At 39.1% G+C, this 23,731-nt stretch carries 18 protein-coding genes; 12 read left to right on the forward strand and 6 right to left on the reverse strand.

The window, feature by feature from the left end:
• Positions 1-221: 221 nt before the first annotated feature.
• The 4 genes from ACUN24_RS13765 (at position 222) to ACUN24_RS13780 (ending at position 7,848) form a co-directional block, all read left to right on the forward strand.
• Entirely contained in the window at positions 222-854 is a 633-nt protein-coding gene (locus tag ACUN24_RS13765; protein WP_445563000.1) for a TetR/AcrR family transcriptional regulator, read from the forward strand.
• A gap of 469 nt (positions 855-1,323) precedes the next feature.
• A complete protein-coding gene (locus ACUN24_RS13770; RefSeq protein ID WP_445563001.1) occupies positions 1,324-2,853 on the forward strand; it encodes a reverse transcriptase family protein in 1,530 nt (509 codons plus the stop codon).
• 11 nt (positions 2,854-2,864) lie between these two features.
• On the forward strand, positions 2,865-6,206 hold the full coding sequence (locus ACUN24_RS13775; RefSeq protein WP_445563002.1) for a DUF7674 family protein: 3,342 nt from the start codon (positions 2,865-2,867) through the stop codon (positions 6,204-6,206).
• Positions 6,190-7,848 carry a hypothetical protein gene (locus ACUN24_RS13780; RefSeq protein WP_445563003.1) on the forward strand — a complete coding sequence of 553 codons (1,659 nt, stop codon included), beginning with the start codon at positions 6,190-6,192 and terminating at the stop codon, positions 7,846-7,848. Before ACUN24_RS13775 ends, ACUN24_RS13780 begins: the two co-directional genes overlap by 17 nt.
• Positions 7,849-8,275: 427 nt before the next feature.
• Here ACUN24_RS13780 and ACUN24_RS13785 read toward each other — a convergent pair whose 3' ends face one another.
• Together ACUN24_RS13785 and ACUN24_RS13790 are read right to left on the reverse strand one after the other, a co-directional pair.
• On the reverse strand, positions 8,276-9,178 hold the full coding sequence (locus tag ACUN24_RS13785) for a DMT family transporter (protein ID WP_445563004.1): 903 nt from the start codon (positions 9,176-9,178) through the stop codon (positions 8,276-8,278).
• A complete protein-coding gene (locus tag ACUN24_RS13790) occupies positions 9,178-9,723 on the reverse strand; it encodes a GNAT family N-acetyltransferase (protein WP_445563005.1) in 546 nt (181 codons plus the stop codon). Before ACUN24_RS13790 ends, ACUN24_RS13785 begins: the two co-directional genes overlap by 1 nt.
• Positions 9,724-9,795: 72 nt before the next feature.
• Between ACUN24_RS13790 and ACUN24_RS13795 the strand changes: the two genes are divergently transcribed.
• The 8 genes from ACUN24_RS13795 to ACUN24_RS13830 all read left to right on the forward strand — a co-directional run bounded on the left by ACUN24_RS13795 (position 9,796) and on the right by ACUN24_RS13830 (position 17,676).
• Positions 9,796-10,662, forward strand: coding sequence for a LysR family transcriptional regulator (locus ACUN24_RS13795; protein ID WP_445563006.1), 867 nt, complete (start codon positions 9,796-9,798; stop codon positions 10,660-10,662).
• Between the two features lie 142 nt (positions 10,663-10,804).
• Positions 10,805-11,185, forward strand: a complete 381-nt coding sequence (locus ACUN24_RS13800; RefSeq protein ID WP_445563007.1) for a transmembrane 220 family protein — start codon at positions 10,805-10,807, stop codon at positions 11,183-11,185.
• 25 nt (positions 11,186-11,210) lie between these two features.
• The gene (locus ACUN24_RS13805; protein WP_445563008.1) at positions 11,211-12,068 is read left to right on the forward strand and encodes an EboA domain-containing protein; all 858 of its coding nucleotides are present in this window, start codon (positions 11,211-11,213) and stop codon (positions 12,066-12,068) included.
• A gap of 60 nt (positions 12,069-12,128) precedes the next feature.
• Positions 12,129-13,073, forward strand: coding sequence for a TatD family hydrolase (locus ACUN24_RS13810; RefSeq protein ID WP_445563009.1), 945 nt, complete (start codon positions 12,129-12,131; stop codon positions 13,071-13,073).
• Between the two features lie 4 nt (positions 13,074-13,077).
• Positions 13,078-13,962 (forward strand): UbiA-like protein EboC, encoded by an 885-nt coding sequence (gene eboC, locus ACUN24_RS13815; protein WP_445563010.1) that lies wholly within the window; start codon positions 13,078-13,080, stop codon positions 13,960-13,962.
• 22 nt (positions 13,963-13,984) lie between these two features.
• Positions 13,985-15,148, forward strand: coding sequence for a 3-dehydroquinate synthase (locus tag ACUN24_RS13820; protein ID WP_445563011.1), 1,164 nt, complete (start codon positions 13,985-13,987; stop codon positions 15,146-15,148).
• 3 nt (positions 15,149-15,151) lie between these two features.
• A complete protein-coding gene (eboE, locus tag ACUN24_RS13825) occupies positions 15,152-16,318 on the forward strand; it encodes a metabolite traffic protein EboE (protein WP_445563012.1) in 1,167 nt (388 codons plus the stop codon).
• A gap of 8 nt (positions 16,319-16,326) precedes the next feature.
• Positions 16,327-17,676: an alkaline phosphatase family protein gene (locus ACUN24_RS13830; protein ID WP_445563013.1), complete on the forward strand. Its 1,350-nt coding sequence runs from the start codon at positions 16,327-16,329 to the stop codon at positions 17,674-17,676.
• 127 nt (positions 17,677-17,803) lie between these two features.
• Here the strand turns inward: ACUN24_RS13830 and ACUN24_RS13835 are convergent, their stop codons facing one another.
• From ACUN24_RS13835 to fucP, 4 genes are all read right to left on the reverse strand, one after another.
• Complete coding sequence (locus ACUN24_RS13835; protein WP_445563014.1) at positions 17,804-18,202, reverse strand: hypothetical protein; 399 nt, start codon at positions 18,200-18,202, stop codon at positions 17,804-17,806.
• A gap of 334 nt (positions 18,203-18,536) precedes the next feature.
• The gene (locus ACUN24_RS13840) at positions 18,537-19,274 is read right to left on the reverse strand and encodes a hypothetical protein (RefSeq protein ID WP_445563015.1); all 738 of its coding nucleotides are present in this window, start codon (positions 19,272-19,274) and stop codon (positions 18,537-18,539) included.
• 1,039 nt (positions 19,275-20,313) lie between these two features.
• Positions 20,314-21,951, reverse strand: coding sequence for a UxaA family hydrolase (locus tag ACUN24_RS13845; RefSeq protein ID WP_445563016.1), 1,638 nt, complete (start codon positions 21,949-21,951; stop codon positions 20,314-20,316).
• A 175-nt stretch (positions 21,952-22,126) separates the two neighbouring features.
• A complete protein-coding gene (gene fucP / locus ACUN24_RS13850) occupies positions 22,127-23,437 on the reverse strand; it encodes an L-fucose:H+ symporter permease (protein WP_445563017.1) in 1,311 nt (436 codons plus the stop codon).
• Between the last annotated feature and the right edge of the window lie 294 nt (positions 23,438-23,731).

Below are 23,731 nucleotides of genomic sequence, written 5' to 3' on the forward strand. Positions count from 1 at the left end.
GCTAATGAAGTAGACATCTTTCATTTTATACCATATAATACAGAAATCATTTGCAGGTTGCGATAAGGTTATCTATTGAAAATGGTTTACCTGGCAGTCAATACACTTCTATAACGGCGGTATTCTGTATTGGATATGCGAAAGGCTCAGCTGTTGCGCTTATCCGGCAAAATCTTTGATCATGGCGTAAAAAAATGCAAATTGCATTAAATTTGAATCGAATGGCAAGAAAAGTTACGGATGGACCAGTTAGGAACAAGCAGCGAACCAAGGCCAACATAATTGCCGCACTGGGAAAAATCCTGAAAAAGAATGGCTTTTCCGGACTCAGTATCAGCAGGGTTGCTGGTCAGGCAAAGGTAGACAGGCGGCTGATCTATGATTATTTTGGCAGCCTTGAAGGATTGGTAAAGGAATATCTCGATGCCAATGATTACTGGAAAATCAATCCGGAAAATGTCGGGGCTATTGTAGAGGCGAGCAGGGCAGATTCCGGGAAAGCGCTTGCCTACAACGTGCTGGAGGACCAGTTTGAAAGTCTGATCAAAAACGAGGAAATGCGCCGCATTATTACCTGGGGGCTTAGCGAAAAGCTGTCTTCACTGAAGGAACTGGACCTGAAGCGGGAAAACATCGGCGATCAGGTTCTGGGTGAGGTGTTTGATGGCCATTTTGACGATACCGATAAAAACTTCAGGGCAATGTATGCCATATTGATGGGGGGAGTATATTACCTTACCCTCCATGCCAAAATGCAGGAGAATCCTTTCTGCGGGATAGATTTGCAGCAGCCTTCAGGTCAGGAAGAGATCAAAAAGGCACTCAAACAGTTTATCGAGCTGGCCTATACCTAATTTATTCCTTTCACAGCCCAACAGGCTCTTTTGTTTGTACATTATGTGAATTTTGGAAGAATTAATCCGGATGCAACTGTACTGGATCAATTCACTTTTTTCTTTTAAAATGCCTTAAAATATTGGCAAAAATAAATTTAAAGATAACTTATAAATTAGTTTCAAATTCGGGATATTTATTTCTATATTGCCCGTGGATTTAAAAAATACCTTGCTTTTTCTGAATAAGAAAATGGTGATGTTTCGTCATCGATGAAGTAATATTTGACACTCGGCACTACCTGCAATCTTTATGGGGAGAACACGTACCATACGTACGGTTTCGGTTCCATACTCCGCGAGTTTAACCGTACGTATGGTACGTGTTCTCTGGAGTTGATTGATATAGTCCTATGAAAATACGAAGGATTTTAAATTCAGGCCCTGTTTTATAAAAAAGACAGGGCTTTTTAACTAAATCAAGCTCCAAATGTCAGAAAAACTGAGCCGACAACAAATCTACGACCGTATTAGGGCTACCTCTAAAGAAAGTTACATCCTTGAAGAAATGCAGCGTCTTGGTTTTTGGGAATCTTCTGATACACCAGGTTTACCGGAAGTTTTAATTAAACGGGAACTTGTTGCAAACCAAGAATTAAACAATCTTTTGGCGCAGGACCGTAAATACCAGAACCAAGAAGCGATGCTGAAGGAAATGCGTAAAGCACGCATGAAACTGGCAAAGGATAAACGAGCGTTAACCAAGCAAAAAAATAAACAAAAGAAAGATGATAAGGCTGCAAACTGGACGAATATTCAGCAACAGCAGATTATTTATTTGGGGGATGGCGTTTCGGGTGGCTTAAATCAAACGGAATCTGATCTGGAAACTTTGCAGAAATTTAATCTACCGGTTTTTAACCAAATTGTTGATTTAGCATCGTCCATTGGCGCAGACTTATCCACTTTAAGATATTTACTTTATCAAAGAAAAGTTTCCCGAATAAATCACTACCATACTTTCGAAATTCCTAAAAAAACAGGTGGAAAGAGGCTCATATCGGCACCAAAATCAAGGCTGAAAGCTTTACAAACCTGGGTATTGGAAAACGTTTTGAACCGTATTGAAATTAATGACAATGTTCATGGTTTTATCAAAGAACGCTCCATCATCAGCAATGCACAACCTCACCTCGAAAAAGATATTGTTATTAATGTCGACTTAAAGGATTTCTTTCCAAGTATCAGTTACAAACGCGTTAAAGGTTTGTTTAATAAATTGGGCTACTCAGAGCAACTTGCCACAGTGTTTGCGTTAATTTGTACCTACGCAGAAACAGAACATGTAGAAATGGATGGCGTACCTTATTACGTGCAAAAGGGAGATCGTGTACTACCGCAAGGTTCTCCCGCCAGTCCGGCCATTAGCAATTTAATAGCATTTAAACTTGATAAGAAAATTAAAGGATTAGCATCAAAATTCAACTTTATTTTTACCCGGTATGCCGATGATTTAAGTTTTTCTACATCGAAAGAAAATGAAAAAAATATTGCAGGTTTATTGTTTTTTCTCAAAAAGATCATAGAATCAGAAGGTTTTACCATGCACCCTGCGAAAACGCATATTATGCGAAAAGGTAATCTGCAAAAAGTTACCGGCATTGTTGTAAACGAAAAATTAAATGTTCAGCGGGATCAATTGCGCAAATTTAGAGCGCTTTTGCACAATATAGAATCCAATGGGTGGAAAGACCAAAAATGGGGTAGTGCTAAAACCCTGATTAATGCTGTAGAGGGTTACATCAACTTTGTAAAAATGGTAAATAAGAGTAAGGCTGCCGCTTTTAAAATTCAGCTCGAAAAAATTGTTGCCAAGCATGGTTATCCAACTATTGAGAAAACAATTGTGGAAGTTAAAATCGAAACCATTGTAGCAGAAGTAGCACCCGAAGTTAAATTAGAAACTCCCATAAAACCATCAAATGATGCCAAACAGTACGATTGGTGGAACATTCTTTAAACGTTTTGTATATGAAACTCATTAAACAAAGTAAATTATTTTTTAAAGAAGGGAAATCTGATAAGGTATATGAGATTGATCTTTGCGAGCTTTCTGCAAACGAATTTCTGGTGAACTTTAGATACGGTAGAAGAGGAAGTGCACTTAAAGAAGGAACCAAAACACCTGCTGTATTACCTTTGGCCAATGCTGAAGTGCTTTTTGCAGAATTGGAAAACGAAAAACGCAAAAAAGGTTATCAAACCGAAACGGAAGTATTTATGGAACTCCCGTCCTTAGATACCGTTGAACCTGATACTTTAAATGGTGCAATTTTGCAGCGCTTACAAGATGCCATAGTTGGTAGAAACAGTTTCAGAACCGAATGGAAAACCAGTCGTGTAATTTGGAAAGCCGGCATGTTAAACGTGCAAGAGGCTATTCCGTTTATGATCAAGCTGGCAACAAGAGGGAACGAAATGCAAACTTACGCAGCCTTATATGCGTTAACAAAATTAAATGCGGTTGCAGCCGAGCCGCTGTTTACGGCCTTGGCTAATAATATTAAACAAAAAAGTTATATCATAAACCTGGCTTTTGAGGGGCTTTTAACCATTGCTAACGAGATTGAACAGGAAAAGATTAGCAATCAATTACTGGGAAAGTTACCTGCGGAAATAAGATATGCTGTAGAAATAAACGATTTTGATTTGCTTAAGGCTACTTTAGATCAAAATATAAAAGATAAAGAGGTAGATTATTTTACCACACTTTATTTATTAGGCAAAGTGCAATCAACGTTATTACCTATCCTTAATAATGTATTGAAAACCTGCCCTTATAAACCACCATTTTTTAAACATCTCCGGGCAATTTACAAGCTGGCGCAATTAAGAAACGATGTAACAACTTTGGCTATTTTATTTTATGGCTTCGAGAAACAACCCGCTATGTTTAGGCGAACATATTCACTTGATTCTAATTATAGACAATATTTAACCGCTATTGACCTCACCGTTAGGGTAGGTGCAGAGCTTAAAAATAAAGATAGTAAGCTGGCATTTTCGCAATACACTAAAACCTATTTTCAGAAAAATGCTGTCGAATTTCTTAAAAATACCGGAGCAACCAAAGATGCTTCAGCTTATTTAAAACTAGCAGTTAATACTTTATTGCAGTATAAGGAAAATGATTATTCTATTGCCGAAGAAAAGCCATTGAGCGAATATGGACGGTATGATTATAAGACTAAACAATATTCCTATTTAATTGTCAATTATCCCGAATGTTCGGAATCGTTGCTGCTTTCTACCATCCTTTTTGGCAATGATCCGAAACGCCAATTGCAAGCTAATTTAAGGTTTATAATCGATAGCAGAGCAGTAACCAGTCCTGATTACTATTACAATGCGGCCAATGTTAGAGCGGTTGCTGCCACACCAAGTACCGGTTTTAATAGTGATAACGGTGTTTCAGTAATTGATGCTGCTAAAAATATTTTTAAAAGCTTATTTGGTAAGAAAAATATAACACCACCAGCTCTGCCCGTGGTTGAGCAAAATACTGCTCCTAAAACAGTAGTAAACAGTACATTTCGTTTGGAGTTGTATCCTGAACTTTGGGATGCCATGCCCCAGGCTTACATTCAATTGTTAATGCAGGCTGAGATGAATCGCATCCATCTTTTTGCCTACGAAAGGTTAACGGCTCATCCACAATATAACGAAATTATTCAGCGTTTTGATGAGCGTTCGATTTTGCAATTGCTAAATAGCAAGTTCGATTTACCAAATCAGTTCGGTTTCGAAATACTGAAAAATGAAGAAAGCAAGCTGGCTCAAAACCCTGTTTTTGTTGCCGAAATATTGGCTTGCAATAGTAGAAACGCCAGGCTTTGGGCGCAAGACCTGGTTAGCCGGGATATCGAATTGTATTTTAGTGATCTTGAATTTTTGTTGATTGTGCTATTCAATGCTGAAGAGGATAGCAAAAATTGGATTAATGAAACCTTGCAGAAATATCTGTTTTCTGAGGATAGGATACAAGCCATTTTAGGTAAAGCCATTACCGAACTACTTCATTTTGAAAATACAGACGATAACAATCTTAAAGCTAAAAATGCTATCGATCGTTTAGGTTTGTTTGCTGCAACGCAAATGGAAAAATTGAGCTGGAATATTGTAGAGCAGTTAATAACATCGGAATTGAATGCTAATAAAATTTTGGCGACAAAAATATTACTGAATAAGGTTAAAAAGGTTTCTCCAACGGAAATTCCGGTCTCTTTAACAAAAATGTTATTGCTTAGCGAATTTCCTGAAGTTCGCGATGGTGGTATTGAGCTATTAAATCAATATCCTGACCATTTTGTTATTGAAAATGTCCAAGTATTAATCAGCCTGATTGATAGTGGCGATGAGAAAGTTTTGGATGCTGTATTTAAAATTATCGGGAAGCTATTTGCTCATCAACCCGAAATTGGGAATGCTATTGTGCCACATTTTGTTTATGCTTTGATGCGTAAAGAGAAGTTTGAAGGTGCACACACGAGGTTAAGCGAATTTTTACTGCAAAATCTAAAGCCATACTGGAGTAGTGGCTTACAACCAAAAGATATTACGAAACTAATTCACGCACAATACCGGATTAGTCAGTTGGCGGGCTATGAAATTTTGAAAGCTTATGCTAACCCAGATCGTTTTTCTGTGCGACAAATTATATCTTTTGGTAGTCATGAAATCCTTGCCATCCGCCAATGGAGCTGGAATTATTTTAAGCAACATGTATCACGAATTCGGGAAGAAAGAAATCAATCTCTCTACCTGTTGGATTCGAAATGGGACGATACCAGAGCTTATGCTTTTCATTTTTTCAAAACGGAGTTTACTGAAGCAGACTGGGATCCGGATACCTTAATAGGAATTGTAGATTCGATCAGACCAGATGTTGAAAGTTTTGGAAAGGAAATGATTACCCGGTTTTTCAATGCAGAACATGCCTTAGATTATTTAATGAAATTAAGTGAGCACCCAAGTGTAAATGTTCAGGCTTTTGTAAGTAGCTACCTGTCAATGTACGCCAAAGATAAACCTGATTTGCTGCAAAAGTTAACATTTTACTTCCGTTCGTCGCTTACCCGGGTTAACAAAGGCAGGGTGGCCAAGGATAGGATTTTTAACTTCTTATCCGAAGAATCAATAAAGAGCCTGGAAACTGCAATTTGGGCAGCAAGCATTCTGGATGATGTTTCAGCACAATCTACCATTCAGGATAAAGCTGTATGCATCGATATTTTAACAAAAATTAAAACGCAATATCCTGATTTGGATATGCACCTGATCATCAAAAACGAAGCGCATGTTATTCAATTATAAATATAGCGGAAGTACTTCCATCAGTAATGCTGCGAATGAAACAGCAATGAGTTTCGTGCCTGATGCACTGCGTGATCCAACTTTTTTTGTTGGGAAATTAAATAAGAAAATTGCCTTTCGTGAAGCAATTTCTGCATTGCATGATGTAGTTGTTTCTGATCTTCGCTACAAACCGAAAGATAAAGCCGAATATAAAGCCTGGGCGGAAGAACAGGAAAAACTCTGGTTAGGCGAATACATGGCTGGTTTCCAGATTGAGCAGGTAAAAAACCGTATTGAAGAAATTAGAAACGATTTAAAGCAGATTTACAGTGAAAAAGATCGCTTACTTGGGCCATTTAACAAAGCAAAAAGCAGGTACTTTGATTACTTGTATAAAAATGATCGTGATGCATGGATTGTTCTAGACCCGGTGATTACTGTTCATCCGGATGAGTTGTTTTTTGAATGTTTTAGCCAGGATGAATCCTCATACGGGAAGTTAAGTTGTAACTACAATGTATTTACAGAAATTAATGAATTTAAATGCGGTACAACAAACATTGATTATTCGGCAGAATTGTACGGCGAATTCCAAAAAATAAGAGGCTATAAGGATACATCATTTAAAATTGATCCATCGGGATTTGAGGCAAAAACCACTAATGAGGAAGTTTATAAAGAAGTTAAAATAGATTTGCCTGACTCGTGGGTGAGAGGTTTTTTGCAGGTTAGTGCAGCAATGACTTTGCCGGCGACTGCATTCGAATTGCATCCGATGGATGTTTTTAGCCTATGCCAATATTTGCGCCGCTTTAAGGAAACTGTGGGCCCACGGGCTTTGCGGTTTATTTTAGAACCAGGCAAACCGGTGCGTCTGGTTATTGAACCCTGGTATGAAACTTTAACTTTCCATCGATCCATTTATACTGGTTCGGAGGAAAAAACAATCAGAATCTGGGGCAGAAGAAGGTTAATGATTTTGGAACGTTTAATTCCGATTACGAAAAGCTTTAAAGTAGTTTTATTGGGATCGGGCTTGCCTTCTTTTTTTATGGCCGATTTGGGCGATATGACCTTTACGCTTGGACTGTCAGGATGGACAAATAACGACTGGAGCCGGGCTGGTAATTTCGATTTAATGGCACCTCGCGGACATGTAGATATACTAACCAAACAACAGGTTTTTAACACTTTAAAAGAAACCTGGTTTGCATCGACAGCAGAAATAACACAAAAGACTGGTCTAAGTGCTCCTGTAGTTTCGTCTGCATTAACAGCTTACACACAGGCTGGGCGCGTAATTTACGACTTGAAACAAGGTGTTTATCGTGTAAGGGAGTTAAGCCAGGAACCGCTCGATTTTACCGCTTTACGTTTTGGTAGCGAACAAGAAAGGATAGCGAACGAATTTATAGCGAAAGATCATGTGAAAATTTCTACCAATATAGAAGACGATGTACTTGAAATAAAAGGCAAGGTGAAAACAAAAAATGAAACTTTTAGTACCCAGGCATTTATTGATAAAGACCAGCGTTTAATTGAAGGTACCTGCGAATGTGCTTTTTATTTAAGCAACAAGCTTAAAAAAGGGCCTTGTGAACACATTTTGGCAACCAGAATGATGTTGCAGAACAATGCCGTTAAAGTTGCAGCTAATTAAAGAACAATTTTGCTTAAGGATTTCGATAAGCTGTCAATCCGGGATTCTTGAAATCAGGCACAACTCCCGCATACCCAGTGTTGTTTACATTTAGCGTTTTTTAACCACAGATGCACACAGATAAACACGGATTTTCATATCTGTGTGCATCCTTTCTATCTGTGGTCAATTTATTTTTGTTTGTGCCAAATGCCGATCTTAAACACTGTGTTTATACCAACGTCATTGCCAGCTTGACTGGCAATCGTAATGCAGTAGAAAGTCTAATGAGCAGTTGTAAAGCTTTAAGATTAGCGTTACTAAGCAATCGTGTTTTTTAACCACAGATGCACACAGATAACCACAGATTTTCATATCTGTGTGCATCCTATCTATCTGTGGTTAGATTATTTTTGCTTGTGCCGAATGCCGAACTTAATACATAAATTTAATATTTTTTCTCCTTCGATACCTTAAGCAATACAAATGGATCTGGCATTCTCCACTTAAGTTCAGAAATCAGTGTGGCTAAAAATATCATTCCGCCACCAATTAATAACCTTGATGTAATTGCTTCACCCAAAATAAAATGTGCGGCAAAGGCGCCGAAAATGGGTTCGAAAAGATAGATGATAGACACCCTTTCGGCGCTAATGTACTTTTGAGAAATATTCGATATGGTGTACATATATGCCGTTGAAAATAATGCACAAAAGACAATCCCAATCCAAAATGTTTCTTGTTGAGGAATCCAGGTGGCGTTTCCCTGAATAAACGTTAATATAAAAGTTAATAGGGCACAAGTAGCAAACATAGGTACAATGGTAGGCACAATATCGTCGGCCTTCGATTCCTTTTCAATCTGGATTAAATATATGGCGAAACAAAAAGCACCGATAATGGTGTATAAATCTCCGGTTCCGATACTGAATTTATCAGTAATAGAGATTACAAAAAGACCAATCAGCGCGGTGCATGCGGCGATCCATATTTTGAGTGCAGCAGCTTTTCTGTAAATAATAAGTTTAATTACCGGAATCATTACAACGGTTATTCCGGCAACAAATGAACATTGCGAAGCTGAAGTATGCGTAATACCCAGTGTTTGCAAATAAATGCCCAGTACCAGCGAAATAGCCAAACCGGCGCCTCTTTTTATAGTGGTGACATTGAGGTTTTTTACCTGTTTCCAAAAAATAACCGATAATACCATTGTGGCGAGTAAAAAACGGTAGAACAAAAACAGAACAGGCTGATGCTGCCCGATAGCAAGTTTGGTAACAGAAAATGAAATTCCCCAGAATGCGGTACCTAGGATCAGCAAAATCAAAAAGAGGTTTCTTTTTTCCATTAGGATGCTTTTTGTTCGTTCGTGTTAGCCAATTCTTTTTTCATCAACAGGTCTGTTTGCTCGTCACCACCAAGCCAAAACTTATGTTTGCCAAAAGGGCTAAAGCCATTTTTTTCGTAAAATCTTAAAGCCCTGTAATTTTCTTCCCATACCCCAAGCCATACATAACTGGCTTGCATTTCAAGCGCAATATCAATGGCTTTTTGGTAAAGCAACTGACCAACTTTTTGACCGTAATATGCTTTCAAAAGGTAAATCCGCTCAATTTCAAGTGCATCAAGGTTTAATTTTTCGGTTTGCGCTTGCCCAATGTTGATCTTTAAATAGCCAATCGCTTTTCCATCAAGCAATGCGAAATAAAACTGAGAATTCTGGTTACTCATTTCCCCTTTTAGCTTTTCTTCCGAAAAGCCTTTTTCCAGGTAATCTCTCATATTTTCCTCGGTGTTTACCTCTGAGAAAGCTTCAGAAAATGTTGTCCTGCCAATCTCCTGTAATTTTTTGATATCAGCTGGTTTTGCCCTTTCAATGATGATCTGCTCCATGGTACGAATGTAACAACTCTTTAAATGTAATAAAATGCTATTTTTTCATTTATTAATGCGTATTTTGCATTAATGGATCTTCAGCGAATCAAGTATTTCCTGGCCCTGGCAGAACAGCTTCATTATTGGAAAACGGCAGAAAAGGTAAATATTACGCAGTCTGCCCTCACCAGGCAAATTCAGTCGCTCGAAAATGAATTGGGTTTGCAGCTTTTTGAACGCAATAAACGTAATGTAAAGCTCACCCCAGCAGGTAAATTCTTAAGAGAAAAGTGGGAAGTCGAATTAAATGAACTCGAATATATCCATCAGTTTGCAAAACAAATCCATTTAGGTGAGCGCGGAACCATTACCATTGCACACCCTGATTCCATATCTGCTTCTATCATGCCCGATATTTTGGCGAAGATTACGCATGCATTTCCACAGCTTCAAATTAAATTGGTACAGGTTTTATATGAAAATCAACTCGATTTTTTAAAAAATTATAAGATTGATCTGGCTATCACGAGGGATATCACAACTGAGCAGGGCATTAAATCAAAAAAAATATACTCCGATCACCTGGCTTTAGTGGTGCCATTGGAACATGCTTTCAAAAATTTCGAGGATTTATCTAAAGAAAGCCTTAAAGCCCAGAAATTTATACTACCCACCAAGGATGAAGGCAGTAGTTACAGCGAAATTATTCAGGCACTTTTCAAATCTTACGATTTTGTTCCCGATGTATATCTGCATTCCGAATTTGGATCTACAATCATTGCGCTCGTAAGGAAAGGATTGGGAATAGCCATTTTACCCGATTCTTATATGCACCATCAAAGTCCCGGCTTACGGTTTATTCCACTGCCTTTTAAAACCGATATATTGATTAACTGGCGGGCCGACGATCACAATCCTGTTCTTGCCAATATTCTAAAACTCGTTTTTGGAGATTAAAAAGTTAATCAAAAAAAAATTTTATAGCAGTATATAATTTACATATTTTAAGCAAAAAAAGCATTCTGTTTAAATAACTTTGTTTTTCAACTAAAAAAATCGAGAAATCGATTTAGTCTATCTAATAACCAAATAATTTAAAATGCTTTTAATTATTCTCAACATTATTTTTTGCATCTCGTTTTTAGGCTTTGCCTATGTAAATTTAAATGATAACGATGCCTTTCTTTGGGTGTCTATCTATTTGAGTGCTGCTATTTGCTGCGGATTGGCAGCTGCAGGTAAATTTTATCCTTTCGCTTATCTGTTTTTAACTGCTTTCTATTTAATTTATGCCATTATCCTGTTTTTTGCAAAAGATGGTGTAAGAGATTGGATTACCAAATACAGACGCGAGAGTCTCGTGCAGAGCATGCAGGCCACAAAACCTTACATCGAACAAACGCGGGAATTCTTTGGCCTGTTAATTATTGCAGGCGCACTATTGATCAACTATTTTGTTTCTGCGGGGATTTCCGCATAAATGCCATTATACAATTTATCTTATTATGAGAGAAGATCATATGAAGGCGGTAAAGGAAATAATAGCGTCTGTTGTTAAAAACAACATCAATTTAGTGGCTGAAAATTGGCTGGACGAATTTATACTAGCTACAGATCAATCGGCACAGTTAGTTAAAGTATTTGTGATGCTGCCACGTAAAACAGGCAAATTACCAGTTGCAATTACCGATGATCAGCAAGAGGCACTCCATGCAGCAGGCTTTGGCTACATTCGTAACTGGACGATTGACAGGCTTGCTCGTGTGTGGTTATTGGCAGGTTTTGATTTGGGAGATAAAGAACTGTTCTTTTCAACCATCAACCGTTTATTTCTGTCAGCAGAGGTGAACGAGGCAGTAGCTTTATATTCAGCACTCCCATTTTTGGCCCATCCTGAAATTTGGGTAAAACGTTGTGCTGAAGGGATCAGAAGCAATATTGGTTCGGTTTTGCAGGCAATTATGGAAAACAATCCTTATCCTTCCGGAAATCTGGATGAAGCTGCCTGGAACCAATTGGTGCTGAAAGCGTTCTTTACCGAAAAAAATATCAGCCTTATTGTGGGTTTAGATCAACGGGCCAATCTGGATCTTGCATTAACGCTGATTGATTACGCAAAAGAACGCTGGGCTGCCGGGCGAAAGGTAAACCCACAACTTTGGCGCCTGGTTGGTAAATTTATAAATGCCGAAATTTTTGAAACCCTTAAAACCGGTTTGCAGCATTACGACCAGATTGAGCAACGTGCCATTGCCCTTGCCATTTCAGCGTCAGGTTACCAGCCGGCAAAAGATTATATCAATACTTTTCCTGAACTGAAGTTGGCCCTGGCCGATGGAAGCTTAAACTGGAATTCATTTTAACCCATAAAAATTTAAGATAAAGATATGTGTTGTAGCAGTTCAATACAAAGAGACAAAGCAATGATGGGAGCGCCCGAAGCTTTCGATATTAGTGCGGTAAAGGGAATGAAGTTCTTCGATCCACATGTTCACATGACTTCGAGAACAACAGACGATTACCAGGCGATGGCCGATGCGGGAGTTGTTGCTTTGATAGAGCCTGCATTTTGGTTGGGGCAGCCACGTACCGGACTGGATAGTTTTAGAGATTATTACAGTAGCCTGATTGGGTGGGAGCGCTTCCGCTCTTCTCAGTTTGGCATTAAACATTATTGCACCATCGGTCTTAATTCAAGAGAGGCCAATAACGAAAGCCTGGCCGAACAGGTAATGGAAATCCTGCCGCTGTTTGTTTATAAAGAAGGTGTTGTGGGTATTGGCGAAATCGGTTTCGACGATCAGACGGCTGCCGAAGAAAAATATTACCGGTTACAGCTGGAACTTGCTAAAGAAGCAGGTTTGCCCGTACAGGTACATACGCCGCATCGCGATAAGAAAAAAGGTACACAGCGTAGCATGGACATTGCTTTGGAGCACGGCCTTGATCCTTATAGTGTAATTATCGACCATAATAATGAAGAAACGGTAAAAGAGGTGTTAGATAGAGGCTTTTGGGCTGCTTTTACCATTTATCCTTTTACCAAAATGGGTAACGAGCGGATGGTAGAAATTGTAAAACAATATGGTGCGGAACGCATTATGGTAAATTCTGCTGCAGATTGGGGCATCAGCGATCCATTAGCGGTACCAAAAACTGCGTCGCTAATGAAAATGCATGGTTTAAGCGATCAGGATATTGAGTTGGTTACTTACCGCAATGCAATTACAGCTTTTGCACAGAGCGGACAGCTGGATGAAGCCGATTTTAACGCACAGATAGACCTTACCGAGAAATTTGAAGGAAATACCATCTTGCGTGGCGGACAGCAGCCCAGAACAGATAAATCGTCTATTATTATTAGTTAGCATATTGAAAAAAATAATTACCTATCTGCGCATGATGCGCCCTGCCAATGTTGTTACTTCAGTAGCCGATATTTTAGCAGGAATTGCTATTTCTGAAGTTTTAAGTAATGGATTTTCCATTCCGTGGTTGTCTATCGCATTTTTGGCCGGCTCAACAGCCTGCTTATATGGTGGAGGAATCATTTTTAACGATGTTTTTGATGCCGACCTGGATAAAATAGAACGTCCGGAACGGGCCATCCCGAGTGGGATAATCAGTTTACAGCATGCGACCATATTAGGAACCATATTGCTTATTGCCGGAATTGCTTTAGCTGCTTTAAATAGTTCAACTTCTGGATTATTGGCACTCCTGGTGGCTGTTTTTGCTCTGCTTTATAATAAATTTGGCAAACACCATTCTTTTTTCGGGCCGTTGAATATGGGTCTATGCCGCGGGTTTAACCTGTTGTTGGGTTTGAGTATTGTACCGGAAATGCTTTATAACCATCATTATCTGGCTATTATTCCAGTTATTTATATTTTCTCCATCACCATGACCAGCCGTGGTGAAGTTCACGGTGGCCACGCTAAAAACTTATATTTAGCCGCTTTTCTATATGCAATAGTCATCTGCGCAATTGCTTGTTTTGCTTTTGCAAACGATAGGTTCTTGTGGTCACTGCTGTTCCTGGTTCCTTTTACCTTTATGATTTTCAGACCACTTTTAAAAGCCATAAAAGAGCCTATTGGTAAAAATATCGGCGGGGCAGTAAAAGCCGGCGTAATTTCACTTATTTTGATGGATGCCGCATGGGCAGTAACTTTCGATGCCCTGATTTTGGCTTTTATAATTGCAGCTTTACTGCCTTTATCCATTTGGCTCTCTAAATTATTCGCGGTTACTTAACCATCCAACACACACAATTGATATGGAACATTTACATCAATCCTTTACTGTACAATATAATTATAATGTTTTCTTTACTTCATCGCTTTTTCTACCTGAAAACGAACTGTTAAACCGTTTTTTAGTTAACCTGAATCCGGCTGTAGCGGTAAAGAAAATTTTATTTGTAATAGATGAAGGTGTAGCCAATGCACATCAGCATCTTAATACTCAGATTAAGGCATATTTTACCAAATACCCTCAAACGCAGTTAATTCAGGATATCCTGGTTATCCCGGGAGGAGAACAGGTAAAAAATGATACTCAATATTTTGATCAGGTATTGGAAGCCATTAATCTTCATGGTATCGACAGGCATTCGTTTGTTGCTGCCATTGGTGGTGGTGCTGTGCTCGATATGGTAGGTTATGCCGCTACAGTTGCACACCGTGGTATTAAACATATCAGGATTCCAAGTACCGTGCTTTCGCAGAACGATTCGGGCGTTGGGGTTAAAAACGGAATTAATTATTTCAATAAAAAGAACTTTTTAGGCACCTTCTCGCCACCGGTTGCAGTTTTTAATGATGAGGTATTTTTAAGTACTTTATCCGATCGCGATTGGCGTTCGGGCATAGCCGAAGCCATTAAAGTGGCACTGATTAAAGACCGCGAATTTTTTGAATGGCTGGAAGTAAACGCCATTGCCCTTGCAAACCGGGATACTACAGCCATGAACTACCAGATTTGGAAATGTGCAAAACTCCACATGGAGCATATCCGGAGTGCCGATCCTTTTGAAAATGGTTCTGCACGCCCATTGGATTTTGGTCATTGGAGTGCGCATAAGCTGGAATACCTGACCAATTTTGAAGTGAGGCATGGTGAGGCGGTTGCCATGGGCATTGCCTTAGATACCGTATATTCCAATTTATCGGGTAGGATCAGTGACGAAGATGCACAAAGGGTAATTTTCCTGATCCAGCAACTTGGTTTCGAATTAACACATCCTTTGTTACAGGTTATCGAAGGGAATAGCCCGATTTTACAGGGATTGGAAGAATTTAGAGAGCATCTTGGCGGCGAACTGACCATCACCTTGCTTACTGGCCTGGGCAGTGGCGAGGAAGTCCACGAAATTGATGCTGACATTTTAAAACAAGCTGCAGAAATATTAAATAACCAAACCGCGATTATTCAACATTAAGCTATGAAATTAACTTCCGGACATTTAACTTTCTGTACTAATATTTATGCAGGCGAAAACTGGATGGCACATTTTGCCGTGTTAAAAGATAGTTTTCCAGTATTAAAAGCACAATTATCGCCAGAGGCACCAATGGGGATCGGTTTGCGCCTTTCCAACCTCGCAAGTATCGAATTGTTGGAAGAAAATCACCTGGAAGCATTTAAACAATGGCTTGCAAAGGAAGGTGGCTATGTTTTTACCATGAACGGATTTCCATACGGAGGCTTTCACCATACCAGGGTTAAAGATCAGGTACATGCACCAGATTGGACAACGGGAGATCGGGTTGAATATACACTCCGTTTGGCCGAAATCCTTTCACAATTGCTTCCTGCTGATATGGATGGTGGCATTTCAACATCGCCATTGAGTTATAAACCATGGTTTACAGCTACTGACGCCAGAAAAAGTGCCACAGCTGATGCAACTGCTAATATCATCAAGGTGGCCGGGGCTTTACATCATATACACAGCCAAAGCGGCAAAGTGATCCATTTGGATATTGAACCTGAACCTGATGGTTTTCTTGAATCAGGCCCGGAATTTATAGATTGGTACGAAAATGTGCTTTTACCTGCCGGGAATGAGGAAAGCATGATCAAAAACCACATCCGTTTGTGCTATGATGTTTGCCATTTTGCAATCGGTTATGAACCGCATACAGCCATCATAAACGAGTTGCAGCAGAAAGGCATTAAAATTGGTAAAATCCAGATCAGTGCTGCACTAAAAGCTAAATTGCCGGCATCTGTTTCAGAAAGAACTGTGGTGTTAGATGAACTGAGCCGTTTTGATGAGCCCACTTATCTTCATCAGGTAATAGCCAGAAAAGATGACGGTAATTTAATCCGTTACCCTGATCTTAAAGAGGGCCTTGCAGATGGCGAAAATCCAGCGGTAGTGGAGTGGAGAGCGCATTTTCATGTCCCTATTTTTGTTGAAGATATGGGCTTGGTCCAATCTACACAATCAGATATTACCGAGGTACTAAACCTGCAAAAAAATAATCCTTTTACTGCTCATTTAGAAGTAGAAACCTATACCTGGGAAGTTTTGCCAACGGCTTTAAAAGCGCCCCTTAACGATTCCATCATCAGAGAGCTGGCCTGGGTTAAAAATTTATTATAAATCAGAATATGCATAAAACCGTTGTTATCGATATTGTAGCCTTATCTGCTTCTGTAATTGGAGCACATACGCCTTTTCTTCAGAAATATATTGCCGAGAACCATTTAACAACTATAGAACCCTTATTGCCTGCAGTTACTACAGCAGTGCAATCGAGTTATCTGACGGGTAAATATCCTGCAGAAAATGGTATTGTAGGTAATGGCTGGTACGATCATGCGGATGCTGAAATTAAATTCTGGAAACAGTCTAACAAACTGGTAAATGCTGAAAAAATATGGGATCGGGCTAAAAAGGAAGATCCTGATTTTACCTGTGCCAATATGTTTTGGTGGTACAATATGTATTCAACAGCCGATTTTTCGGTCACGCCACGTCCAAATTACCTTGCCGATGGACGTAAATTACCTGATTGTTATTCACAACCTGCCGAACTGCGCGACCATTTGCAGGCTAAACTGGGGCAGTTCCCCCTGTTTCAGTTCTGGGGTCCTGGTGCAAATATTAAATCAACAAGATGGATTGCAGATGCCTCGATGGAAACTGAAAAGCTACATAATCCTACGCTTACCTTAATTTACCTGCCGCATTTGGATTATTGCCTGCAAAAATTTGGCCCTGAGCTGGATAAAATCAGTACAGAACTCAAAGAAATCGATCAGGTTGTAGAAGAATTGGTGCGTTTTTACGAAAGTAAAGGTGCACGCATTATCCTGCTTTCTGAGTATGGCATTGCACCTGTAAATAACCCGATCCATCTTAATCGTTTGTTCAGGGAGAACGGCCTGATCCAGATTCGTGAAGAAAGAGGATTAGAGTTGCTTGATCCGGGGGCATCTAAAGCCTTTGTAGTGGCCGACCATCAGGTAGCACATGTTTATATCAACGATAAAAGTGTAACCGAACAGGTGAAGGCTTTGTTGAAAAACGCAGCTGGTATTGAATTGGCTTTGGATAAAGAAGAACAGAAAAAACACCACATTAACCACGAACGTTCTGGCGATCTGGTATTGGTGGCTAAAGAAAACAGCTGGTTTACCTATTATTTCTGGCTGGATGATGCCAAAGCACCCGATTATGCAAGGGTTGTTGATATCCATAAAAAACCGGGCTACGATCCTGTAGAAATGTTCATGACCTCTAAATTGAGGGCAGGGTACAAACTTTTAAGAAAAAAAGCTGGCTTCCGTTATGTGATGGATGTAATTCCACTCGATGCTACGCTGGTTAAAGGATCGCATGGGGGCATTAATGGCGCTGAAAAGTTTAAACCTGTTCTGGTTACTTCAAAAGCGATTGATAAAACCTTAAAAGCACCGGATGTTTATCAGGTGATTTGGGATAGTTTAACTGTTTAAAAAGAACGACTGTTCTGCTGATCTGATAGTTATCGAATTAGCAGAACGATCGCATTTAAGAAGGATCTTGTTTAGTTAAAGTTCAAATAAATTAATCTTTTTAAGAGCCTTACCTATAAGATAATTATTATTCCCTTACAAACCTGTACCCGCAACCTTCTATACAAGGCGGATTAAGTTGAAGATACTTTGCCGAAACTTTATAACGATAAGTAAAAGGCATTTTATAGTTATTGCTGAAAACCTCCATGTTTAAGCTATCCAAAATTCTGAATGCATATAAATCAGGAACGGCACTTCCACTAAATTTCCCAGCTTTGTCTACTGATTTTTCTAAAGTAAGGTACTTGGCATCTCCGCTTACTTTTTTATATTCTCCACTTCCAAAACCAGGATTGAACATTGTTTCAGTGAGTTTCCATTTGCCGTAAACTTCGCCCGGCCCATCATTATTGTTGTCTGATTTTTTGCAGGATACATGAATAACACCTGCAACCGCTAAAAGGAGTAATACTATCTTTTTCATAAAGCTTTAATTTACAGCTTATACGTTACAAAAATCAAAAACGCTACTAAACAGTTGTTTTTTCGTTAATTAAACATTTTCCTAAAGGCCAGGGGCGATACCTTGGTTTTTGCTTTGAATAATTTATTAAGTGATTGCGGATGTTCAAAGCCAAGCGGAACCTGTAATAAACCAAACTTTATAAGCTAGAGCGGTAGTATTATCCTGATTTTCTTGTTGTTCCATAATTTTTTGACTGAAATAAATTGATAATCCAAAGGTGAGCATGGTTCAATGTTATTTTTAGTCGAATTGAGGGCTTTTGTAGCCAAAATGAGGAAAAAATGGGAGTAGCTTAGCTTGATTTTAAAACAACCAAAATGAGTATAACACTCAGCATCAGAATAAAAAAAGAAAATTTAAAATAAACGGTAAGAAAAGGGAATTTTTTTTCCTGTGCACCGCAATGGATTAAATTTTCCTGAAGTTGTTGTACGTATTTTTCGTTTTCCTGTTGATCCCTGCTAAGTTGTTTAAAATCTTTAAACTTTTTAAAATCCTGTGATGTTCCTGGCACCAGTATCCAAAGTTTTTGATCAGTTTGCAAGTAGATCACATTTAATAGCAAGGCATCTTTCTTGATCTGGTAGTGCTTAACATTGATGAGGCTATCCGCAACAACAGGACCATTTTCCCATGTAATGTTAATGCGGTGATACGCATTGTAGATAAAAAGTGTACCAATGGCTATTGCTATGGGCAAGATAACTTCTTTGGTAAGGATGGCATCTACAATTTTAGGATAGGGGAGTGAATTATAAGGGTCAAGTTCTCCAATCAGCATAACCAGCATTAAAATATTGACCAGGTTGAAAACAAGACTAACTATAAAATAAGCTTGTTTTAAATCAGCACATTTTAAGTGTACTGGAAACATTTTCTGACCAAGGCCATAAGCTTCAGGGAGTACATCAGGAAAATTATCAACTTCCTGCTGAAATTTTTTATTCCGATAACGGATAATAATGCCCAATACCACGATACAGAGAAACGCTATTCCGATAAACAGGTACATGGTATATTGTGAATTCAAATGGCTAAAAGAGATTAGAGCTTACTGTTTCAAACTTTTGTAAAAGACAAATACACAGGCATAAATGTTTTTCTGTCCCTTGTTTTTCGGTTGTTTAGTTATTAAGTTGTTTTTAAATCCGTGTCCTGTATCCTTACAGACCATTAAAGCGTATTTTATTTCGGTATGTGAGACACAGACCAAGGAGTTGGTTAATAAGATTGGTGGGACACGAACCATGGCAATGGAAAAATTCACACTTTCGGTGGTAGTTTAATGATCTGTTATTTGGAGCGCAATCCCTGTGTAAAACAAGAAGTTTCTTCCCGTTTTCCGTTTTTACGCTTCGCTTCCTCGTGCCTCGTCGCTGCAGGGTAACACTTCAACCGGGGCTAGGTGGGCAAAGCAGCATTTCATTTTTGGGGCTGCAGGGTGAAGAACCCTTGTTGATTAAACCTGATTGAGCGGAATAGCCCGCAGCGCAGCGAGGACTATAAGCGAAAGCGGGGCTGTAAACTGCCAAGAACCACAAGCCAATCATTTCCTAATTTTAATAAAACTCTTTCTTAATCGTCATTCTGAATTTATTCTATTTTGGTCTGTGGGAACACAGACCGAGGAGTTGGTAGTTTTTCGCAGATCAATTTGTTTTTATTTGTGCTCAAGAATGCTGGCGCATTTTGGAGTGCCAAAGTACCCAAAGCGCTTTGCGTTAAGTTAAAAGTATATGTCGTTCGAGAAAGCCACTGTTTGAAAAAACAAAGGAGTTAGAATAGTAGTTCTTGTTCGTATGCGCGTCATTTCAACTTAGTGTAGTACCCGAAGACTATGCGAAGCAAAATCTTTGAACTTTCAATAATCATAGTTCAAAGATTTCTCCATTTCGCTGCGCTTCAGTCGAAATGACGTTCGACTTTGGGAATCTGCCATTATTATTTGGCCGGGAACCCAATGTTTAATAAATGGGTATTTTAAGTTTCTCACTTTCGCGATAATGACGACTTTCCTATTGGGATCTGCCTCAGGCATCTTCCATTTCACCTTGTCCATCTTCCATCTTTTAAAGGCTTACACCTCTTTTCCATGGGATAAAATCATCCTGGTTAAGCTGTACGGCTTTTGGAATTTCTTCGCCACTGGCCACTTTAATACAGTATTCTAATATATCTTCGCCCATTTCGTTAATGGTTTTTTCGCCATTGATAACTGGTCCGGTATCGATATCGATAATATCACTCATGCGTTTAGCCAGGATTGAGTTGGTAGCTACTTTAATGGTTGGGCAAATCGGATTTCCTGTTGGCGTGCCTAAACCTGTAGTGAATAAAATTAACGTTGCCCCGGCAGCAGCTTTACCTGTAGTCGCTTCAACATCATTTCCTGGTGTACATACTAAACTTAGACCAGGTTTAGTCGCAGGTTCGGTATAATCTAAAACATCTACCACAGGAGCGGATCCGGCTTTACGCGCAGCACCAGCCGACTTAATCGCATCAGTAATTAAGCCATCTTTAATGTTGCCTGGAGAGGGATTCATGTAAAAACCCGAACCCACTTTATGCGCCAGATCATCATACTCCGTCATTAAACGGATAAATTTTTCGGCAGTTGGCTGATCAACTGATCTATCGATCATTTCCTGCTCCACTCCACAAAGTTCGGGGAACTCTGCCAATAAAACCTTTGCACCTAAGGCTACCAATAAATCGGCACAGTAACCAACCGCAGGATTTGCTGAAATGCCACTAAAGCCATCACTACCACCACATTTCACGCCCACACACATTTTGCTTAGCGGCGCCGTCGCACGCTCTTGTTTATTAATGAACATCAATCCTTCAAAGGTATCGCGGATAGCATTTTGGATCAATTGCTCTTCGCTTTGTGCCTTTTGCTGCTCGAAAATTAAAAGTGGTTTATCAAAATCAGGATCAAGGGCAAACAAGTCGCGTTTAAAATCTTCTACCTGTAAATGCTGGCAGCCTAAACTTAAAACGGTTATACCAGCCACGTTGGGATGATGGGCATAAGCCGCCAATAATTTGCTTAAAGTATCCGAATCCTGACGTGTTCCGCCGCAACCCCCATTGTGTGTGAGAAATTTAATTCCATCTACATTTTTAAAGGTGCGGTTGGCTTTATCTACTTTAGGTTCAAAACTAATATGGTTAATGTCTTCTCCGTTTTCATAGGCCTGAACCAGTTTGTGGGTGTAAGATTTATATTTATCATCTACAGCATAACCCAATTCACTATAAAGCGATTCCTTAATAATATCCAGGTTTCTGTTTTCACAAAATACAGTCGGGATAAACAACCAATAGTTTGCGGTGCCCACCGCGCCATTTTTACGGTGATAACCATTAAAACTGCGGTTGGCATATTTACTCACATCGGGTGCTTCCCATTTGTAATTAACATTACGATAGGCAAATGGCTCTGCAGCATGTTTGGTATTCTCCACATTCATCCGCATTCCAGCCTTTACCTCAAATTGTACCTTTCCAACCAAAACGCCGTACATCATTACCTCATCGCCTGCTTTCATATCCTGCATAAAAAATTTATGTTTGGCAGGGATTTCATCAACAGTAACATAGGTATTTCCTTCATGCACTATTTTGGTGTCTTGAGGCAAATCCTGTAACGCAACCAACACATTATCAGCATTGTTAATCTTGATGACTAATTTTTTCATCTATTTATAATCTGTTTTACTGTATGAACACATCAGTTTTAAATCGTTTCCTTATTATTATCCACAACTTATCCTGAGTTTTAGGGGAATAAAAAGCATGCACACAGATATAAGAATCCGTGTTTATCTGTGATAAAAAATAAAAAACCAATTGATGGTTTACTCATTCTTAATATTATACTTCTAAACTAATTTCTTTTTCAATGTGATTGGGTTTCCATCCTTTCCAGCCGAAGTAGAAAACCACTAAAAAGCATACAAAGGGCACTAAATAGCCATATTGTATATTGTGTGTGGCATCCGATATCAAACCTAATACCGGTGGTAAAAAAGCACCACCAACAATAGACATTACAATTAACGACGAGCCCAGTTTTGTGTCTTTACCCAAACCTGCTATACCCAACGAGAATATGGTTGGGAACATGATCGACATAAAAAAGGCGACACCGATTAAAGCATAAATGGTAATCATTCCACTTGCAAAAATAGATACGAGTGTAAGTACAGCGCTGATTAATGCATACAGCATCAATAGTTTATGGGCAGCTACGTATCTCATAAAGAAAGTTCCGGCGAACCGGCCAACCATAAAAGCTAAACCTGCTGCACCAGCGTACCATTTCGCGGCATCCTGACTGATTCCTGCCGAAGAGGTGACGAAACTGATAAATAGGCTCAATACGCAAACCTGGGCACCTACATAAAAAAACTGACCGATAATTGCCCAACGCAAATGGCTATGGCCTAATACATGTGAAAAACTGCTTTTCTCCTGGGTATTTTCTTCTTCTTTAATATCAGGCAGTTTGGTGAAAATAAATAGAACAGCAACTACAATAATCAGGAGGCCCAAAATTAAATAAGGTGCTTTTACGGTCGATGCCTCTTCGAGTATATAAGCCTGTTTTTCTAAGGGCAACATTTTCGCCAATTGCGCGTCGGTATATTTTACTTCGGTAAAAATAAATTTACCGCCAAGTACAGGTGCTAAAAACGCAGCTAAACCATTAAAAGACTGAGAGAAATTTAAACGCTGTGTAGCTGTTTCTGGTGGGCCTAACACGGTAACATAAGGATTTGCCGCTGTTTCCAGAAAGGTTAAACCACAGGCGATGATAAAAAGTGCACCTAGGAAAAATATATATTGTGCAGTGTTAGCTGCAGGTATAAATAATAAACAGCCGATGGCGAATAAAACAAGGCCTAATATAATACCGCTTTTATATCCATACTTGCGCATAATGTAACCAGCAGGTAGCGCCAATAAAAAATAGGCAATAAAAACCGAAGAATCAACCAGGGTAGATTCGAAAACGTTTAATTGAAAAGCTTTGCGTAAATGAGGAATTAATACAGGATCGAGATTGTGGACAAAGCCCCAGAAGAAAAAGAGGCTGGTGACCAAAATTAATGGAAATAAATATCCCTTACCATTTTTTGGTGTATCGGATACCTGAAAGTTCGTTGATGGTGTGTGGCTCATGTTTATTTGGTTATAAATGGTTTAAGCAGCTTCTGCTAAATAAAAATAGTTAAACTTCTGACATCTTAAGCACCAGTAACCAATGATTTCGATATCGGCTGTTTTAGATGATTAGATAATAGCCCTGTATCCATAACTGGGTATTTTAATGCCAGTGTTATTATCTAACATGGATGGCAAATCATCCAACTTTTATAAAATGTTTTTGATTGGTTGTCGCTTTACAAATTAAACCCTAAAGTGCTAATAAAAATTTAACTTTATGATCTAATTATTAAATGATATTGGCTCGAT

The organism is Pedobacter sp. WC2501, from assembly GCF_052682415.1.

Bases quoted from the DNA above. Each gene is read 5' to 3' on its own strand.
- ACUN24_RS13830 (WP_445563013.1), top strand. From the start codon at position 16,327: ATGCATAAAACCGTTGTTATCGATATTGTAGCCTTATCTGCTTCTGTA.
- ACUN24_RS13805 (WP_445563008.1), top strand. From the start codon at position 11,211: ATGAGAGAAGATCATATGAAGGCGGTAAAGGAAATAATAGCGTCTGTT.
- ACUN24_RS13780 (WP_445563003.1), top strand. From the start codon at position 6,190: ATGTTATTCAATTATAAATATAGCGGAAGTACTTCCATCAGTAATGCT.
- ACUN24_RS13835 (WP_445563014.1), bottom strand. From the start codon at position 18,202: ATGAAAAAGATAGTATTACTCCTTTTAGCGGTTGCAGGTGTTATTCAT.
- fucP (WP_445563017.1), bottom strand. From the start codon at position 23,437: ATGAGCCACACACCATCAACGAACTTTCAGGTATCCGATACACCAAAA.
- ACUN24_RS13790 (WP_445563005.1), bottom strand. From the start codon at position 9,723: ATGGAGCAGATCATCATTGAAAGGGCAAAACCAGCTGATATCAAAAAA.
- ACUN24_RS13845 (WP_445563016.1), bottom strand. From the start codon at position 21,951: ATGAAAAAATTAGTCATCAAGATTAACAATGCTGATAATGTGTTGGTT.
- ACUN24_RS13765 (WP_445563000.1), top strand. From the start codon at position 222: ATGGCAAGAAAAGTTACGGATGGACCAGTTAGGAACAAGCAGCGAACC.
- ACUN24_RS13770 (WP_445563001.1), top strand. From the start codon at position 1,324: ATGTCAGAAAAACTGAGCCGACAACAAATCTACGACCGTATTAGGGCT.
- ACUN24_RS13810 (WP_445563009.1), top strand. From the start codon at position 12,129: ATGATGGGAGCGCCCGAAGCTTTCGATATTAGTGCGGTAAAGGGAATG.
- ACUN24_RS13800 (WP_445563007.1), top strand. From the start codon at position 10,805: ATGCTTTTAATTATTCTCAACATTATTTTTTGCATCTCGTTTTTAGGC.
- eboE (WP_445563012.1), top strand. From the start codon at position 15,152: ATGAAATTAACTTCCGGACATTTAACTTTCTGTACTAATATTTATGCA.
- ACUN24_RS13775 (WP_445563002.1), top strand. From the start codon at position 2,865: ATGAAACTCATTAAACAAAGTAAATTATTTTTTAAAGAAGGGAAATCT.
- ACUN24_RS13795 (WP_445563006.1), top strand. From the start codon at position 9,796: ATGGATCTTCAGCGAATCAAGTATTTCCTGGCCCTGGCAGAACAGCTT.
- ACUN24_RS13820 (WP_445563011.1), top strand. From the start codon at position 13,985: ATGGAACATTTACATCAATCCTTTACTGTACAATATAATTATAATGTT.
- ACUN24_RS13785 (WP_445563004.1), bottom strand. From the start codon at position 9,178: ATGGAAAAAAGAAACCTCTTTTTGATTTTGCTGATCCTAGGTACCGCA.